The sequence below is a fragment of the Aminobacter sp. P4_D5 genome (assembly GCF_056401815.1).
Window position 1 is genome coordinate 13,545 of the sequence record NZ_JBFUIP010000016.1, and the last position, 17,319, is coordinate 30,863.

The window sequence follows — 17,319 nt, forward strand, 5'->3', positions numbered from 1 at the left end:
ACCGGCTGCCAACGCCACGGGCAGTGATGTAGCAGCCGCGCGGCCTACTCGGCGATTACCCCGTTCGGGCGAGCCTGATATCGACCTTCCAGGCGCACTCCATCGAAATCGAGTGCTTTGCGCATCCCGGCAGAAGAGGCCACAGAGCCGCCAATGTTGCTACGCTTGCATCATGCTTCGACCAGCAGTGGTTGCTGATGAAGATAGCGCGCAGCTTTTCGCTTGGCCGCGATGTCCTGCCAGATTGAGGCAACCTGTTCATCGGTCAGCGAGACCGCCTTCGCCGTGTCGGTGGCACTCCAGCCGTTGTTGAGGCCATAGAGGCACAGGTCCATCTGGGCATAAGGCACGGCGAAGTAGAACTCTTCCTGCGTCTGGGGCAGCGAATAGGTATCGGTCGTCGGCGGTCTTTGCCGAATTTCCTCGGGCACGCCGAGATAGGCAGCCAACTGATAAACCTGCGACTTGTAGAGATGTGCGATCGGCTTGATGTCGGCAGCGCCATCGCCATTCTTGACGAAGAAGCCCTGATCATATTCCAGCCGGTTGGGCGTCCCGATCACCGCGTAGTTCAGGCGGTCGGCGTGGTAATATTCCATCTGTTTGCGCGTGCGCTGCTTCATGTTCGTGGCCGCGACGATACCCAGATAGGTCGGTGCTGGCAGGCGGTGTTTTTCGGTCTTGCCKTCGGGCGCGCGAACGACCAGCGAGGAGATGTTGTAGCCACCGGTCGTCAGCGCGTTGGCGAAGACGATCTTCGACGTCCAGCCGGGGCCGAAGTCCGGCACCACCTCGCGGATGCAGGCATCGCGGCGCTCGTAGCAGCGCATGGCTTCAAGCATCGGGCCGATATCCTCGATCACGGCCTCGATGCCATATGTGGCTGCGACCGCACGTCCGAGCCGCAGGCTTTCCGGATCGGAATCGTGCTCCGGCATGAAGATGCAGAAGACATTTGCTGCGCCAAACGCCCGAACAGCGAGGGCCGCGCAGACACTGGAATCGATGCCGCCCGACAGGCCAAGCACATATCCGCGCCGCTTCAAGCCGCGCACTTGTGCGCGCATGGTTGTGGCGATTCTGTCGGCTTCAGCTGCGCAATCGATATCGAGCGCGGCCACCGAGAACAGTCCGCTCGTCTCTTGATCACTCGTCGCGCGCATCATTTGGTCTCCATCATCGCCGCCGCCAGACGCCGGCTGGGCTTTCCACTATCGGTCTTAGGCAGGCTGTCGCGGAATTCCACTGTCTTGGGGACCATGAAATCTTCGAGCCGCCGGGCGCAAAAGCGCAGCACGTCGCGCTGCGTCAGGTCAGGGTCGGAGGGCACCACAATGGCATGAATCGCCTGGCCCAAGACCGGATCGGCGATACCGACAACCAGAGCCTCGGCGATACCGGGGCAATCATGGAGCACCGCCTCCACCCGCCTTGGAGCCACTTTCTCGCCGCGCGACTTGATGATGTCGTCCTTGCGGGCAACGAAATAGAAAAACCCATCCTCGTCGCGGCTGAAGAGGTCGCCGGTGAACAGCACCTTCTCCCAGGGGCGACGGCCAGGCCGAAGCGCGCGAGCGGTTTCTTGGTCATTCTCCCAGTAGCCCTGCATCACATGCGGCCCGCGAACCACGAGCTCCCCTGGCATATCAGGCCCGACCTCGACATCGTCCTCATTCACGATGAACAATTCRGTGCCCGGAATGGCGACGCCGACCGATTCAGGCCGCTTGGAAAGCGCCTCAGGCGGCAGGTAGGTGCAGCGGGCACATTCGGTCTGGCCGTACATCGAATAAATTCGCGCCGCCGGAAACAGCACCTGCAGCTTGCCGATGTGGTCGGGTGGCAAGGAAGCAGCAGCATTTGTAATGGTGCGGAGGTCAGGCAGCGTTTCTGGGCCAAGACCCTTCATCTGCAACAGCATCGCGGCCATGGTCGGCACCAGCGGCAGCGTTGTCGCGCGTTCGGTACGCATCACTTCGAGCACCGCATAGGGATAGGCGAATGACTTTTCGAGAATAAGCGTTCCGCCGCTGCGGACTGTCACGATCAGCTGGTAGAACCCGTAGCTGAAAGCCAGCGGCAACGCGCTGAGAACGATGTCGTCAGCGCTGGCAACCAGATAGGTCGCGATCGACGAAGCCGCTGCCTCGACATTGCGATGGCTCATCATGACGCCCTTGGGTTCTCCCGTGGAGCCGGACGTGTAGATCAGCATCGCCAGATCGATATCGATGCCACCATGCGCGGGCAGTGTGGGTGCTTTTTCAAGGCAGGCCTCAAAGGAGACGGCTTCTCCCAAGGCGGTATCCCCAGACACCACGATCAGACGGAGATCCGGTGCGTCGCGCGCGGCGTCGGATGCGACGGCGTGGAGCCGGGCCAGCGTCAGAACCGCACTTGCGCGGCAGTCGCGCATCAAAAAGCCAAGGCGATCGGCCTTCACCGAGGCATTGATGGGTACCACCACCGCGCCGGCCTTGAGCACCGCAAAGATCGAGATCACTGCCTCGGGACAGTTGTCCATGAAGACCAGAACGCGGTCGTCGCGCGCGACGCCCTTGATGTGCAGCGCTGAGGCCAAACGATCCGACAGGTCGTCGAGCTGGGCGTAGCTCAACCTGCGCGCGCCAGCGACCAGTGCGGTCTTGGCGGGATGTTTGCACGCGCTTTCGCGCAGGAACTCCTCAACGCGCATAACGACGGGCTAGGCCGACTGGGCGGCGAGGCGGCCGCCGACGAAGGCGCTGATCTTGGCTATGGAGTCGAGGTTGGCCGGAACAATATCGGCATCGGCGACTGTGACTGCGAAACGCTGCTCCAGGAATGCGACGAGTTCGAGGATGCCGGTCGAGTCGATCAGATCGTTTTCTATGAGCGACATGTCGTCGGTGAGTGGGGTGCTCTCGTCGCCAAACAGAAAATTCTCGATGATGAAGCTGCGGATTTCGGCATTGGTGGTTTCGGTCATGGCATTGTTCCAGGGGTTCACGTCAGGATGGCCGTTTCTTCGGAAACGGCAGGCTGCTTGCCGGCAAAGCGGTCGACCCAGAGCTGTGTCGACAAGACACCCACGAATGCCGCGTTGTCGCGAAAGCCGGCGGCTTGCTTGTTCAGGCATTTCTCGACCAGCTTGCCGGTCGTGCGCGGATTGAACAGGCCGGCATCGGCAAGTGCTGCGGACGATAGCCGCTCGCTGACGTAGCCGCCGGTCCCGGCAAAAGACACGCTCTCGGGCGCCCGGTAAGGTTGCTTTGGGCGCTTGATGATCGTCTCGGGCACAAGACCCTGGGCCGCCATCTTCAGCAAGTGTTTGCCCGAAAGGCCTCTTAGCTTGAACCTTGGCGGAATGCGTGCGGAGAACTCCACAAGCCTAGGGTCGAGGAACGGAAAGCGGGTCTCGATGCCATGCGCCATAGCCATCCGGTCGCCCTGGCTGGAGAGGATGTAGCCGGGCAGGAGCGTCGTCGTTTCGATATATTGCGCCTGATGCAGCGGGTGCCACCTGTTAAAGTCAGCCGGCAGCGTTGAAGCGAGCTCTTCGGCGGAATCATAGCCGCCCAGGGTTGCGCGCAGATCATCGGAAAAGAACATCTTGGTCGCCGCGGTGCTGCGCAGCCTGGGCCGGTGCGAAAACAAGGGGTCTTCCGTGGCGTCGATGCCGGCACCGAAGAATGCGGCGAGATATTCCGGCGTCTGTTGCTGAAGGGCTGGCAAGTAGGGATAGAGCTTGCGAAACAGGTGCGGCCTGATGCGCGAGTGGGGCTGACGGCCGCAGAAGCGCCGCACCCGCGCCTCCGCGAAAAGATCGTAGCCGGCAAGAATCTCGTCCGCGCCTTCCCCCGTCAGCACCACCTTTATGCCCTGCTCACGAACGTGACGGGCGAGGCGATGCAGCGGCGCGGGCGCGGTGCGCAAGATAGGCTGCTCGGTGCCGTTTACGATCTCAGGAAACAGGCTCGCGGTGTCGCTGGCACGGTAGGCGACCGAACTGTGCGCAGTGCCGAGCCTCTCGACCATTTCAGCCTGATAGGCACTCTCGTCGTAGTCGGCATCGGTGAAGGTGACGGAGAAGGTGCGCAAGCCTTGCGGAACCTTCCTTGCCGCCAAAGCAGCGATCATCGATGAGTCTATGCCGCCCGACAGGTATGAGCCGACCGGAACATCGGCGCGCAACCGGATTCGTGTGGCGTCCTCGAGAAGGATAAGCAGTTCTTCCGCGAGCACAGTTTCCGATCGATTGTCGCCAGGGTCGTCTTGCTCAGGAAACGCAAGATGCCAATAGGGCCTGCTCGTCGCCTGGCCGCCCTCGATCAGCATTATATGGGCGGGCGGCAATTGCGATATGCCTGCGAACGCAGTGCGGGGCGCGATCGGCGCCCATAAGGTGAAAATCTGGTCCAGCGCAACGGGATCGATCCGCGCGACGATGCCTGGCACCTGCAGCAACGCCTTTACCTCGGAGGCGTAGAACAAGGTGCCGTTGTGCCATGTGTGGAAGAGTGGCCGCACACCCATTCGGTCGCGGGCCAGCATCATGCGATTGCGGCGCTCGTCCCAGATCGCGAAGGCGAAATCGCCATTGAGGAGCGAGACACAATCCGGTCCCATCTCGTCATAGAGATGGAGAATGACCTCGGTGTCGGACGACGTTTTGAAAACGCGTCCGCGCTGCTTCATCGCATCGCGCAGTTCGACGTAGTTGAAGATCTCGCCATTGTAGCTGATATGAACGCGGCCATCGGCACTCACCATGGGCTGGTGCCCATCGGCGATGCCGACGACCGAAAGTCGCCGATGTCCCAAGCCGGCGGCCTTGCCGACATGGAGGCCCGCATTGTCAGGGCCGCGATGCCGCAATGCGCCCGTCATGTCCTGAAGCAGCGCACGCGCGTCGTCCGCGCCGACCGCGTGCCCGCAATAGCCCGCTATCCCGCACATCAGGTTGCAATCCTGGTTGGATCGTCAATCAAACCCATCCCCCATCAACCTGCACCATGACTCGCCGGCAAATCCGTTGAAGAATGCCTTTGCGTCGAGAAATGGCTGGACCAGTGCGGGATCGCGCGCATGCACGATGCTTGACGAGGCGTGGACGAAGGCAAACCGTCGTCCCAGCATGGCATTGAGCAAAGCCGGCTGCGTACGCCCGCGCAGGGCCACCAGCCCGTTCGATGCGGCGTGGGCGATCATGTTGTCTATGACCGCACCCTCCTGGCCGGGCATGGACATCACCTGGATGGCACGGCCGATGCGCCCGCTATCGCCGTAGTAGATGTAGAGGCCGACCGGATGGCCGCTGCCAGTGCGCACGACACGGCGCACGCCTTGGCCGTAGTTTGCCTTGCGTCGCGCATGAACGATGGTGCGGGCGAGCGTGTCACGCTGCCAGGTTGGGCGCATCGGGTAATGCGCGGCGAGTTTGGGGATAAGGTCCAGCAACTCGTCTTCATCCACGTCAGCATCCACGAGGCTGGCCTTTTGAGGCGGCGTGAAATGCGACCAATGCGCATCGTTATCCGTTGAGCGCCGGCGGATCAGGGCATCGATAGGCCGTGCCAGCGGTGAAAAGAGGCGCGCAGCACTTATGCCGGCCGCGGCGAGTTCGACCATGAAGCCGGCCGGTCGAATGACGCGGATCCATTCTAGGCTGTAGTCTGGCAGCACGGTTGCGCGCATCTTGCGCCACATCGCCGTCGAGACATCGTTGGCCGTTTCGGTCAGCGAAATATCCTGCGGGCCGGCAAAAAAGGCGCGCACCAGGCGCGCGCCGGCAAAAGGATCCTCCTTGTGCCGGTCAACCATCATCGTTCCGCACAGGGCACCGCGCAGTGGCCTGCCCTCGAATTCGAGCGCGAGCGGCAGGACGCCGAGAAAGCCCGAGACACTTCCATCATCGCGCTTGTGGATCAGCGATGTGATATCCGGCTGGGCGTCGGGGGCATCGAGGAAGAGTTCTTGCAGATAGGCCTCGAGAGAGCTTGTCGCCGGTTGCCTGGTCTTGCGAAGGATGCGCTGAAACATCTCCGCGACCACCGGAACATCCGGAGCTGTAAAGGGACGGACTTCGCTCATCTCTGTTTGTCGATCTGCTCTACGCAACACAGGTTGCACTCGATCAGACGCATACCGCAGAGGTGTTAGAGAACTCTGAACCGGGCCTGGCTAGTTGATCCGCCGCCCGGTCTCGGGGTCGAACAGATGCAGGTCGGAAGCGGTTGCAGACAGGCGAACCGCATCGCCCGGCTTGACCGCGACACGCCCCATGGCAAAGACGCAAACCTGCTGGCCGGCAAGCTTGGCGTAGAACTGCGTCGACAGCCCAAGCGGTTCGACGACTTCGACTTCGGCTGAAATGTCGCCATCGGAAGCAAGATGCAAATGCTCGGGCCGCAGACCGACAGTCACCTTGTCGCCGTCGCTCACTGGCAGGCTGGCAAGCACAGGCAGCTTCTGCCCATTGGCCAGGATTGCGCCGGCGTCTTCGCCGGTTCGTTTGATCGTCGCCGGCAGGAAGTTCATGCCGGGCGAGCCGATGAAGCCGGCGACGAAGGTGTTGACCGGATGGTCGTAGAGATCGAGCGGCGCGCCAACCTGCTGGACGACACCGTCATGCATGACGACGATGCGGTCGGCCATGGTCATGGCTTCGGTCTGGTCGTGGGTGACATAGACCGACGTGGTCTTGAGCTGCTGGTGCAGCGCTTTGATCTCGGTGCGCATATGCACGCGCAGCTTGGCGTCGAGATTGGACAAGGGTTCGTCGAACAAAAACACCTTGGGATCGCGCACGATGGCACGGCCCATGGCGACACGCTGGCGCTGGCCGCCAGAAAGCTGGCGCGGCAGGCGCGCGAGCAGCGTGTTGAGGCCGAGGCGGTTGGCTGCTCCGCCCACGCGAGTATCGATCGCCTGCTTTTCGGTTTTTCTGAGCGTCAGGCTGAAGCCCATGTTGGCCGCGACGTTCATGTGCGGATAAAGCGCATAGGATTGGAACACCATGGCGATGTCCCGATCCTTGGGCGCCACGTCGTTGACGACGCGTTCGCCGATGCGGATTTCGCCAGCGGAGATCTCTTCCAGCCCGGCGATCATCCTGAGCAGCGTGGACTTGCCGCAACCGGAGGGTCCGACCAGAACCACGAACTCGCCATCCGCGATCTCCAGGTCGACCGCCTCAAGCACGTTGAGGGTGCCGTAGTTCTTCTGGACCTTGTCGAGTGTTACGGAGGCCATGGTCCTATCCTTTGACGGCGCCGGCGGTCAGGCCGGTCACGAGATAGCGTTGCAGGAATGCGAAGAAGATGCAGACGGGAATGAGAGCCAGGATCGAGGCCGCCATCATTTGCCCCCAGTCGACGGCGAACTTGCCGATGAAGGTGAGCAGGCCAACGGCAAAGGTCTTCTGGCCCTCGCTGGAGATCAGCATCAGCGCAAACAAAAGCTCGCTCCAGGCGGCGGTGAAGACAAAACCCAAGGTGGCGCCCATGCCGGGCAGTGTCAGCGGAATGATGATGCGGCGCAGTGCCTGCAGGCGCGTGCAGCCGTCGATCATCGCCGCCTCCTCAAGGTCCTTCGGGATACCGTCGAAGAAGGATTGCATCAGGAAGGTGGCGAAGGCTGTGTTGAAGGCGGTGTAGATGATGATGAGCCCCGTCAGGCTGTTGGTCAGACCGATCTCACCCATGATGCGGTAGATCGGCGGGATGACCATCACCAGCGGGAAGGTCTGCGTCAGCAACAGCGCGATCGCAACCGTCGTCTTGCCGCGAAACGAGAAGCGCGACATGGCGTAGCCGGCGGCCGAGGCGATGACGGTAACGACGAGTGCGGTGGTCACCGAGACCACTACTGAGTTGAAGAAATAGAGCGGGAAATCGGTTGCCTTGAGCACGGTGGCGTAGTTCTCGAACGTCGTTGCCGAGGGCCACAGCGTGATGCCCTCGGAATAGAGCAGCGACTGCGGCGTGACCGAGATCTTCAGCGTCCAGTAGATCGGGAACAGCGCGAAGATCACATAGGCGCCGACGGCCGAATAGAGCCCAATGCCACCGAGGATACGCGAGGAAGTCGAGCGTCCGGCAATCATCACGAATTCCTCGCAAGCGAGCGGCGGATGCCGATGAGCACGACCGCATAGAAAATGAGCAGCACAAGCAGGAGCACCGCGACTGCCGAGGCGTAGCCCTTGTCGAGCGATTTGAAGGCGCTGACATAGATGTAGGTGGCGACCGTATTGGTGGCGCCAGCCGGACCACCTGCTGTCATGACAAAGATCAGGTCGGCGAAGGTCGCGATCCAGATCGTGCGCAGCATGACGGTGATGGCGATTGTCGGCGCGAGGAACGGCAGCGTCACTTTGGAAAAGCGCTGCCATGGCGAGGCGCCGTCTATGGCCGCCGCCTCATGCAGTTCTGAAGGTATCGACTTCAGCGCGGCGAGCAGCGTGATGGCGAAGAACGGCACACCGAACCAGACATTGGCGATGATCGGTCCCCACATGGCGGTCGCGGGGTCGGACAGGATGCTGGTCGGTTCCGCCTGCAGGCCAAGTGCGTAAAGCCAGTGCGGCAACGGTCCGACGATGGGGTTGAACAACCAGGCCCAGGTCAGGCCAGACAGGAACGATGGCACCGCCCAGGGCAGGAACACCACGGCCTGGACGAGCTTGCGGCCGACAAAGGGCCGGTCGAGCAGCAATGCCAGCCCGAGCCCGAGGAAAAACTGGAAAAACAGGCTGCCTGCTGTCCACCACAGCGTGTTGAACAACGCCTGGCCGAGAAGCGGGTCCGACAACATCACCTGATATTGGCCAAGGCCGACATATTCGGACTTGAAGGCGGAGAACTTGCGGAACGAATAGCTGATGCCGACGATCAGCGGCACAAGCAACACCGTGACAAGCAGGATGAGCGCCGGGCTGAGATAGAGCCAGGGTTCGAGACCGGGCAGCGATGAACGCCCGCGCCTCACCTTTTCGGGTGCTCTCAATCCGGTGACTGCAGTGGTCATGGCGATTGCTTTCGTCATGGCGAAAAAAATCGCCCCCTCGCTTGCTCGGCCTCGTCCCAAGGGGAGAAAAGGCTTGGCAGCGATGCCGACACGACCGCTATGCGGCCGAGCGAGGGGGCAGCAAGGGAGCCCTTGTCGGGTCGGCGGAGCATCGCTGCTCCGCCGAGGCCGCTTACTTCTTGTTCTTGGCCATCCAGTCCTGCTGTTCCTTGGTCAGGAAGGCAGACCACTCGTCGGCGATGTCCTTGGCCGTACGCTGGCCGAGAAGCACTTCCTGGAAGTTCTTGATCGAGACCTGGTCGTAGAAATTGCCGAGGTTTTCGAGATGGACCGGAGGCGTGACGAACTCGAATTTGTCCGGGTTGCTCAACTCCTCGAACCAGCCCTTGAACTGCTCGGTCTTGAAGTGCGGATCATCGGCGGCGCTGTTGTGGATCGGCAGTACGCCCACTTCCTTGGCCCAGGCGATGTTGTTTGCCGGCGAAAGCAGTGTCGACATCAGCTTCCAGGCGTCGTCCTTGACCTTGGAGTTGGCAAACATCGACCAACCGGCATAGCCGAGCGTCGGATAGGACTTGCCCGACGGTCCCGCCGGCATCGGCGCCACCGCGAAGTCTTCCGCCTTCATCTTCTCGGCGATACCGATCAGCGCGTCCGGATCCTGATCGAGCATGGCGCAGGTGCCGGAATAGAAGCCGGTGACGATCTCGTTGAAGCCCCAGCTGACGCTGTCCTTGGGCGCATAGCCTGCCTTGTAGATGTCAGCCAGCATCTGCAGGCCCTTGACGGAGCCTTCCTCATTGATCGTCGAGGTGCCGTCTTCGTTGAAGTAGCCGCCCTTGCCGTTGGCGATGTTCATGAGCATCTGCACGCCGTTGAAGCCGCCGGGGCCGCCGCGCATGCAGTAGCCGTACTTGCCGTTAATCGCCGAGATCTTCTTGTTGGCGTCCATGAACTCGTCGAGCGTCGTCGGCGCGTGGTCGAGGCCGGCTTCCTTGAACAGCTTCTTGTTCCAGAACATGGCGCGCAGATAGTAGCCGTAGGGCAGCATGTACTGCTTGCCGTCGACCACCGAGCCGAACTGCTTGGCGCGGTCGCCGAGCGTCGCGGCGTCACCCCACTTGGCCATGTAGGGCGCGAGATCCTCGAGCTGGCCGTTGGTGCCGTAGAGGCCGAGCCAGCGCTCGGGCATCTCGACCACATCAGGTGTGTCCCCGGCCTGCACCATGGTCAGAAATTTTTCGAAGGCCTGGCCCCAGGGTAGTGAGACGAGCTCGACCTTGATGCCCGGATTGGCAGCTTCGAATTCGGCGATCTGCTTCTTGATGAACTCGGTACGCGGCGGGCTGGTGATGACCTCCACCATCTTGATGGTCGAGTCGGCCAGTGCCGATCCGGCAGAAAGAGCGAGGCCCAAGGCCGTCGCCAACAACAGGCTGTATTTCTTCATTCCAATCACTCCCATTCTTGGTTTTGAAGCTATTTTCTTTTTGCACCCTCAAAGGCGCGACTGACGTCGGCCCAGAGATCCTCCACATTTTCCAGCCCGACATTCAGCCTGATGGTTCGCGGGCTGACCCCGAACCGGCCGATGGAATTGGCATCCGGCGTCTGCTGCAGCGAGGCGAGCGCCGGCACCACAAGGCTCTCATGACCACCCCAACTGACGCCGATGCGGAATAATTTCAGTGCATCGGTAAAGGCCGGCACGTCGATGTCGTCGGTCACCTCGAAGGAAAACAGGCCGGAATAGCCTGACAGCGTCGCCTTGCCCGGATGGTTGGAGAAGGCGGGATGGTTGACCCGCTCGACGTGGGCGTGGCCCTTCAGTCGCTCGGCGATGGTCAGCCCGCTCTTCATGTGGTGGGGCAGGCGCAGCGGCAGGGTGCGCAGACCGCGCAGCAGAAGCCACGCCTCAAAGGGTGACAGCTTGGCGCCGAGATAGGGATAGGTACGCTCATTGATGCGGCGGATATGTTCGACTGATCCGGCAACAACGCCGGCGACTGTGTCGCTGTGGCCACCGAGATATTTTGACGCCGAATGCATGACGAGGTCGACGCCATGCAGGATCGGCTTCTGAAACAGTGGCGTCGCCCAGGAATTGTCGATGACGCTAACGATGCCGTGCGCGCGCGCTATGCCAGTCAGCACTTCGAGGTCCTGGAGCTCGAACATCATCGAGGTCGGGCTTTCCAGATAAAGCATCGCAGCACCTGGAAGCGCTGCAGCAACCGCGTCGGGGTCCGAGCCATCGACATAGTCGACCTTGATGCCAAGATGCGGCAAGAGCCTCTCGAACAGGCGATAGGCATCGCCGTAACAGTTGCGGACAGCAACGATGCGTTGGCCCGCGCCGACGAAGGCGAGCACGGTAGAGCTGATCGCCGCCATCCCGCTCGAAAAGCCGCGCGCGGCTTCAGCCCCTTCAAGGGCCGCGATCTTGCTTTCGAACTCCATCACAGTGGGATTGTTGCCGCGCGAATAGATCGGCTTGGTGCTACGGCCGGCAAAAACATCGGCCATCTCGGCATAGCTATCGAAGGTGAACAGCGAGGTCTGGTAGATCGGCGGCACGACGGCGCCACCGGGAAAGGGCTCGTCATGGGCAAGCAATGTCGCTGCCTCGGCAATGAAATCCCGCTCGAAATTGCTGCTCATTTGTTGTCCGCAAGTTTGAGGTTGGCGGCACCGCGCCTGAGGTCGGCCTCCACGGTGGCGATCAGTTTCAGGGCCTCGGTGCGAGCGCCCTCGGCATCTCCAGCAGCAATGCGCTCGTAGATCGTACGGTGATAGGGAAAGCTGGCATGGCCGAAATCGCGCACGCCAAGCGGATGTTCCCAGAAGCGGTGGAACAGTTCGTGCATGGCCGAGATGATCTGTTCGAACAGCGGATTGCCCGAAACCCGGTAGATCGCCTGGTGGAAATCCCAGTCCTCGTCCGAGGACATGCCGGCGCGGCTGTGAAAGGCTTCTTCCATCGTCTCGAGCTTCTGCCTGATGAGGGCAAGTTCGACTGTGCCGGCACGCGAGGCGCATAAAGCTGCCGCCTCCGCCTCCAGCCCGCGACGAATTTCAAGCGTGTGCATCAGGCTTTCAAAGTCGTTGCCCGAGGCGAATGTCAGCGGCAAATGCAGCATGTCGCGCGACACCGCTGCCTTGAGAAAGGTGCCGCTGCCTTGCAGACGCTCGACCAGGCCAAGACCTTCCCAGCGCGTCAGCGCCTCGCGCACCGTGGTGCGGCTGACCTTCAACCGTTCCGACAGTACGCGCTCAGTCGGCAACCGGTCGCCCGGCAGCAGGCCTTCCTGCATGACGAAGTCGGCGAGCGCATTGAGCACCGCGTCGTCGCGGGCGGTCGCCTGGATCGGGGGAAGGCTGGCGTCGGTCAACTCGGCATCCAATTGGTACAATGGTCAGACCAATTTCTGCATGTAACCTATGCTATGTCAATTCCGTTGGGTCACGTTTTGAAGATACGGCCCGACTTGAAATCCAAAGCCCCTTATCTCAGGCTCGGGAATGGCCATTGAAGATTCTGCAACTGCTGCAATGAAGACGGATGAAAGCTCGGAAAGGCGCGATGTTCGCGCCATCCTCAAGACCGACATCGTCGTCATCGGCGCCGGTCAGGCCGGGCTTTCCTCGGCCTATCATCTCAGGGGGCTCGGCATTATGCCGGGCAAGGGCTATGTGGTGCTCGACAAGTCGCCCGAAGCAGGCGGGGCTTGGCAATATCGCTGGCCGTCGCTGACGCTGAGCACGGTCAACCGCGTCCATGACCTGCCGGGCATGCAGTTTGCCGATGTCATCGAAACTGGCCTCACCGAAGTAAAAGCCTCCGTCGCGGTCCCCCGCTATTTTGCCGCCTACGAACAGAAATTCGACTTGCCTGTCTACCGGCCGGTGACGGTCAGGGTCGTTTGCGAACGCCATGAACGCTTCCGGATCGAGACCGACCGGGAAACATTTTCGGCGCGCGGCATCATCAATGCCACCGGCACCTGGGAAACACCATATATCCCGACCTATCCCGGTGCCGACCAGTTCAAGGGTCGCCAGTTGCACACCCGCGACTACCGCACCGCGGATGAATTCGCCGGCCAGCACGTCATCGTTGTCGGCAGCGGCATTTCGGCACTGCAATTGCTCGACGAAATCTCGCGCGTTGCGTCCACTACCTGGGTCACGCGCCGCGAACCGCAATTCCGCGAGACACCGTTCACCCCCKAGGATGGACGCGCCGCCGTTGCCATCGTCGAAGACAGGGTCCGGCGCGGGCTTGTGCCTGGTTCGGTCGTCTCGGTCACCGGCATTCCATGGACGCCCGCGCTCAAGGCTGCGCGCGAACGCGGTATCCTCAACAGGCTGCCGATGTTCAGCGAGATCACCGAAGACGGCGTCCGCTGGGCTGACGGTACCGAGCAGAAGGCCGATGTCATCTTGTGGTGCACGGGCTTTCGCAGCTCGCTCGATCACCTGGCGCCGCTGCAAATCCGCGAGGACAATGGCGGCATCTTCATGTCCGGTCGTCTGGCGACCCAAATTGCCAAGGACCCGCGCATCCACCTTGTCGGCTACGGTCCTTCCGCCTCGACCATCGGCGCCAACCGGGCCGGCGCCGCCGCTGCGCGGGAACTGACAGGGCATCTCGGCCTGATCTGAGGACCGATCAGGCGGCGTCGCGGTCGAACGTTTGTTGTGCCTTGGCGATAAGCATCTCGTGCGCGATCGCCCAATGGCCCAGCTCTTCCACCGGCCGGCGCAGCGAATGCCCCAATTCGGTCAGCTCATAGTCGACGCGTGGCGGCTTGGTCGGGAAGACGGTCCGTTTGATCAGGCCGTCACGTTCCATGCCTTTCAGCGTCAGCGTCAGCATGCGCTGCGAAATCGTTCCGATGGCGCGCTTGATCTCATTGAAGCGGCGCGGGCCGTCGCGCAACGCCATGACGATCAGCACGCTCCACTTGTCGCCGACCCGCGCCAGGATCTGGCGGACGGGCCTGCACATATCAAGCAAGCCGCTCGGTTCAGGTAACATGGATGTGCCTCCTTGCGTCCATTCGGACAGTAACAATATTAGGCCAGGTTACGAATATATACTGACGGCGACATGGCTCCGCAAGGAGCGACGCCAGCGAAGGAGAAACGAACATGGAACTTGGCGTCTACAGCTTTGGCGATGTCCAGAAGGATCCTGTCACCGGCAAGCTCGGCTCGACGGCCCAAGCCACGCGCAACCTCTTGGAGGCCATTCAGCTGGCCGATGAAGTCGGGCTGGACTATTTCGGCATCGGCGAACACCACACCTATGAGATGCCGGCGTCCGCTGCGACAGTGGTGCTCGGCGCAGCTGCTTCGACCACGAAAAATATCAAGCTCGGAAGCGCGGTCACCGTTCTCAGCACAGATGATCCGGTGCGCGTCTATCAGCAGTTCGCGACGCTGGACGCCCTGTCGAACGGTCGTGCCGAGATCACCGCCGGGCGCGGTTCGTCGACGGAATCCTTTCCGCTCTTCGGCCACAGCCTCAATGACTATGACGAGCTTTATGCCGAGAAACTCGACCTTCTGCTGAAGATCAACGAGAGCGAAGCCATCACCTGGAGCGGCAAGTTCCGCCCGGCGCTGAACGATGCGCTGGTCGTGCCGCGCCCTGAGAGCGGTTCGCTGCCAATCTGGCTGGCGACCGGCGGTAACCCGCATTCATCGGTGCGCGCGGGGCTGCTCGGCCTGCCGATTTCCTACGCCATCATCGGTGGCCAGGCATCGCGTTTTGCCCCGCTCGCCGATCTCTACCGGCGTGCCGCAGCACAGGCGAACATTCCGGAAGCGCAGATCAAGGTTTCGGTCGCAAGCCCAGGCTACGTCGGCGATGACGCCACTGGAGCGAAGGAGCGCTTCTGGATCCACTGGCATGCGGTAATGGAGTCGCTTGGCAAGATTCGTGGGTTTGCCCCGCCGCCGCGTCATCACTACGACAAGGAAGCCAGTGGTGGTGGTGCGCTGTTTGTCGGCGCCCCCGAAGAGATTGCCGAACGCATCGTCGCTTTGCACAAGAGCATCGGTCACATGCGCCAGTTCTTCCAGATGGACGTTGGGCAGTTGCCGCAGAAAGAGTTCCTGCGTTCGATCGAGCTGCTGGGCACGCGCGTCAAGCCGCTTGTCGATGCTGAACTCGGCACCGCCAAGATCTAGGAGAAACAGCATGAAAGCCGCTGACGTGAAGACCATCGGCATCCTCGGCGCCGGCCGTGTCGGCACCGCGCTCGCCCGCCGCGCCATCGCGGCGGGTTACGAGGTCAAGATCGCGACATCCAGGCCGCCGGCCGAGATCGGACTGCTGGTCGAAATCATGGTGCCCGGTGCCAAGGCGGAGACGGCGGAAGCAGTGATCGCCGGCAGCGATATCGTGGTTCTGGCGTTGCCTTTGTCGAAGTACCGCAACCTTCGCCCCCAATTGTTTGCCGGCAAGATCGTGGTCGATGCCATGAACTACTGGGCGCCGACTGACGGAACCATGGCCGAATTCGAAGGTGATCGCTCAAGCAGCGAGGTGATCCAGGACTACCTGGACGAGGCGCTGATCGTGCGCAGCTTCAATCACATGGGCTACCATGAGATCGAAGAAGAGGCGCGGGCCTTCGGAGATCCCGATCGGCGCGCGCTTGCAGTTGCGGGTGACGACGCGCAGGCCCGTCACGTGGTGGCGGCGTTCATCGACCGTCTCGGCTTCGATCCTGTCGATGCTGGCGATCTTGCCGCAAGCCGTAGCTTTGTCACCGGTACGCCGATCTTCGGGGCAAGCCTCAATCAGGCGGAAATGGCGCGCGTTCTGCAAGGGACGTATGAACAGGTATATTGATAAACTATCCCGCACTTGTGGTAGCCTAAGAGGTCGCGCCAGCGGGCCTTGAAACCGCGTCTGGCTCCGCCATCTAATTCGCCATACCGCGCAACTTTCCAAACGAGGAAGCGCCTGGCAACCTGCGGGTCATAGCTTGCTTCACCAGTTCGTGCTGCCGGGCGTCGCTACTTGCGAGCATCGAGCGTCTTCCTCGTCCTGTCAGACGAAGGGAGATAGGAAATGGCAAAGGTCGTTTGCGTCCTTTATGACGATCCGGTCGACGGTTATCCCAAGCGATATGCGCGGGACGGCCTCCCCAGGCTTGACCGCTATCCCGGCGGCCAGACGCTGCCCACGCCCAAGGCGATCGACTTTGAACCAGGCGTGCTGCTCGGCAGCGTGTCGGGCGAACTGGGCTTGCGGAAATTTCTCGAAGGTGCTGGACACGGTCTGATTGTGACGTCGGACAAGGACGGCCCGGCCAGCGTTTTTGAACGTGAACTCGCCGATGCCGAGATCGTCATCTCGCAGCCGTTCTGGCCGGCCTACCTGACTGCGGAACGGATCGCCAAGGCCAAACGGCTGAAGCTTGCGATTACCGCMGGCATCGGCTCCGACCATGTCGACCTGCAGGCGGCGATGGATCGCGGAATCACGGTCGCCGAGGTGACCTATTGCAACTCGATCAGCGTCGCCGAGCATGTGGTGATGATGATCCTCGGGCTCGTGCGCAACTACATCCCCTCCTACGGATGGGTCGTGAAGGGCGGCTGGAACATCGCCGACTGTGTCGCGCGTTCCTACGATGTCGAAGGCATGCAGATCGGAACCGTGGGTGCTGGCCGGATCGGCAGTGCCGTGCTGCGCCGGCTGAAGCCGTTCGACGTCAAGCTGCACTACACCGACCGCCAYCGCTTGCCCGAAGCGGTCGAGAAGGAACTGGGCGTGACCTTCCACAGATCAGCGGTTGAAATGGTGCCTGTCTGCGATGTGGTGACGATCAACGCCCCACTGCATCCCGAGACTGAAAATCTCTTCGACGCGGCGATGATCGCCAGGATGAAGCGCGGTGCCTATCTGGTGAACACGGCGCGCGGCAAGATCTGCAATCGCGACGCGGTCGCCCGCGCACTGGAGAGCGGCCAACTCGCCGGTTATGCCGGCGACGTCTGGTTCCCGCAGCCAGCGCCCAAGGACCATCCATGGCGATCGATGCCCCATCACGGCATGACACCGCACATCTCCGGATCGTCGCTTTCCGCCCAGGCGCGTTATGCCGCCGGCACCCGCGAAATCCTGGAATGCTGGTTCGAAGGCCGGCCGATCCGCGAGGAATATCTGATCGTCGACGGCGGCAAGCTCGCCGGTGCCGGAGCCCATTCCTATAGCGCGGGCGACGCCACACGCGGTTCGGAAGAAGCGGCGCGCTTCAAGGGGTGAGCCCACGGGACGAGTTGTTTCGC

At 61.8% G+C, this 17,319-nt stretch carries 16 protein-coding genes; 4 read left to right on the forward strand and 12 right to left on the reverse strand.

What is annotated here, in order from left to right:
- Positions 1-170 precede the first annotated feature (170 nt).
- From nadE to AC1DWF_RS06080, 11 genes are all read right to left on the reverse strand, one after another.
- On the reverse strand, positions 171-1,163 hold the full coding sequence (gene nadE, locus AC1DWF_RS06030) for an NAD(+) synthase (protein WP_476841521.1): 993 nt from the start codon (positions 1,161-1,163) through the stop codon (positions 171-173).
- Positions 1,163-2,695 (reverse strand): class I adenylate-forming enzyme family protein, encoded by a 1,533-nt coding sequence (locus AC1DWF_RS06035; RefSeq protein WP_476786291.1) that lies wholly within the window; start codon positions 2,693-2,695, stop codon positions 1,163-1,165. The genes nadE and AC1DWF_RS06035 overlap by 1 nt, the downstream gene beginning before the upstream one ends.
- 9 nt (positions 2,696-2,704) lie before the next feature.
- Positions 2,705-2,968: an acyl carrier protein gene (locus tag AC1DWF_RS06040; protein ID WP_476786292.1), complete on the reverse strand. Its 264-nt coding sequence runs from the start codon at positions 2,966-2,968 to the stop codon at positions 2,705-2,707.
- Positions 2,969-2,985: 17 nt separating this feature from the next.
- The gene (asnB, locus tag AC1DWF_RS06045) at positions 2,986-4,938 is read right to left on the reverse strand and encodes an asparagine synthase (glutamine-hydrolyzing) (protein WP_476789289.1); all 1,953 of its coding nucleotides are present in this window, start codon (positions 4,936-4,938) and stop codon (positions 2,986-2,988) included.
- Positions 4,939-4,962: 24 nt separating this feature from the next.
- Positions 4,963-6,072: a hypothetical protein gene (locus AC1DWF_RS06050; protein ID WP_476784542.1), complete on the reverse strand. Its 1,110-nt coding sequence runs from the start codon at positions 6,070-6,072 to the stop codon at positions 4,963-4,965.
- Positions 6,073-6,162: 90 nt separating this feature from the next.
- A complete protein-coding gene (locus tag AC1DWF_RS06055) occupies positions 6,163-7,233 on the reverse strand; it encodes an ABC transporter ATP-binding protein (protein ID WP_476784541.1) in 1,071 nt (356 codons plus the stop codon).
- Positions 7,234-7,237: 4 nt separating this feature from the next.
- Positions 7,238-8,086 (reverse strand): carbohydrate ABC transporter permease, encoded by an 849-nt coding sequence (locus AC1DWF_RS06060; protein WP_476784540.1) that lies wholly within the window; start codon positions 8,084-8,086, stop codon positions 7,238-7,240.
- Complete coding sequence (locus AC1DWF_RS06065; protein WP_476789294.1) at positions 8,086-9,009, reverse strand: carbohydrate ABC transporter permease; 924 nt, start codon at positions 9,007-9,009, stop codon at positions 8,086-8,088. Before AC1DWF_RS06065 ends, AC1DWF_RS06060 begins: the two co-directional genes overlap by 1 nt.
- A 172-nt stretch (positions 9,010-9,181) precedes the next feature.
- Positions 9,182-10,459 carry an ABC transporter substrate-binding protein gene (locus tag AC1DWF_RS06070; RefSeq protein ID WP_476784539.1) on the reverse strand — a complete coding sequence of 426 codons (1,278 nt, stop codon included), beginning with the start codon at positions 10,457-10,459 and terminating at the stop codon, positions 9,182-9,184.
- A 29-nt stretch (positions 10,460-10,488) separates the two neighbouring features.
- The gene (locus AC1DWF_RS06075; protein ID WP_476789290.1) at positions 10,489-11,670 is read right to left on the reverse strand and encodes a PLP-dependent transferase; all 1,182 of its coding nucleotides are present in this window, start codon (positions 11,668-11,670) and stop codon (positions 10,489-10,491) included.
- On the reverse strand, positions 11,667-12,401 hold the full coding sequence (locus AC1DWF_RS06080) for a FadR/GntR family transcriptional regulator (RefSeq protein WP_476786128.1): 735 nt from the start codon (positions 12,399-12,401) through the stop codon (positions 11,667-11,669). Before AC1DWF_RS06080 ends, AC1DWF_RS06075 begins: the two co-directional genes overlap by 4 nt.
- Positions 12,402-12,561: 160 nt before the next feature.
- Between AC1DWF_RS06080 and AC1DWF_RS06085 the strand changes: the two genes are divergently transcribed.
- Positions 12,562-13,674, forward strand: coding sequence for an NAD(P)-binding domain-containing protein (locus tag AC1DWF_RS06085; RefSeq protein ID WP_476841518.1), 1,113 nt, complete (start codon positions 12,562-12,564; stop codon positions 13,672-13,674).
- A gap of 7 nt (positions 13,675-13,681) precedes the next feature.
- On the opposite strand, the gene AC1DWF_RS06090 is transcribed toward AC1DWF_RS06085, so the two are convergent.
- Positions 13,682-14,050, reverse strand: coding sequence for a winged helix-turn-helix transcriptional regulator (locus AC1DWF_RS06090; protein ID WP_476786126.1), 369 nt, complete (start codon positions 14,048-14,050; stop codon positions 13,682-13,684).
- Positions 14,051-14,163: 113 nt separating this feature from the next.
- Between AC1DWF_RS06090 and AC1DWF_RS06095 the strand changes: the two genes are divergently transcribed.
- From AC1DWF_RS06095 to AC1DWF_RS06105, 3 genes are all read left to right on the forward strand, one after another.
- A complete protein-coding gene (locus AC1DWF_RS06095; protein WP_476786125.1) occupies positions 14,164-15,207 on the forward strand; it encodes an LLM class flavin-dependent oxidoreductase in 1,044 nt (347 codons plus the stop codon).
- A 10-nt stretch (positions 15,208-15,217) separates the two neighbouring features.
- Entirely contained in the window at positions 15,218-15,874 is a 657-nt protein-coding gene (locus AC1DWF_RS06100) for an NADPH-dependent F420 reductase (protein ID WP_476789292.1), read from the forward strand.
- A gap of 222 nt (positions 15,875-16,096) precedes the next feature.
- Positions 16,097-17,296 (forward strand): NAD-dependent formate dehydrogenase, encoded by a 1,200-nt coding sequence (locus AC1DWF_RS06105; protein ID WP_476804432.1) that lies wholly within the window; start codon positions 16,097-16,099, stop codon positions 17,294-17,296.
- The last annotated feature ends 23 nt before the right edge of the window (positions 17,297-17,319 follow it).

Coding starts and splice junctions, on each gene's coding strand:
- AC1DWF_RS06040 (WP_476786292.1), bottom strand. CDS start 2,968: ATGACCGAAACCACCAATGCCGAAATCCGCAGCTTCATCATCGAGAAT.
- asnB (WP_476789289.1), bottom strand. CDS start 4,938: ATGTGCGGGATAGCGGGCTATTGCGGGCACGCGGTCGGCGCGGACGAC.
- AC1DWF_RS06050 (WP_476784542.1), bottom strand. CDS start 6,072: ATGAGCGAAGTCCGTCCCTTTACAGCTCCGGATGTTCCGGTGGTCGCG.
- AC1DWF_RS06055 (WP_476784541.1), bottom strand. CDS start 7,233: ATGGCCTCCGTAACACTCGACAAGGTCCAGAAGAACTACGGCACCCTC.
- AC1DWF_RS06060 (WP_476784540.1), bottom strand. CDS start 8,086: ATGATTGCCGGACGCTCGACTTCCTCGCGTATCCTCGGTGGCATTGGG.
- AC1DWF_RS06065 (WP_476789294.1), bottom strand. CDS start 9,009: ATGACCACTGCAGTCACCGGATTGAGAGCACCCGAAAAGGTGAGGCGC.
- AC1DWF_RS06070 (WP_476784539.1), bottom strand. CDS start 10,459: ATGAAGAAATACAGCCTGTTGTTGGCGACGGCCTTGGGCCTCGCTCTT.
- AC1DWF_RS06075 (WP_476789290.1), bottom strand. CDS start 11,670: ATGAGCAGCAATTTCGAGCGGGATTTCATTGCCGAGGCAGCGACATTG.
- AC1DWF_RS06090 (WP_476786126.1), bottom strand. CDS start 14,050: ATGTTACCTGAACCGAGCGGCTTGCTTGATATGTGCAGGCCCGTCCGC.
- AC1DWF_RS06095 (WP_476786125.1), top strand. CDS start 14,164: ATGGAACTTGGCGTCTACAGCTTTGGCGATGTCCAGAAGGATCCTGTC.
- AC1DWF_RS06100 (WP_476789292.1), top strand. CDS start 15,218: ATGAAAGCCGCTGACGTGAAGACCATCGGCATCCTCGGCGCCGGCCGT.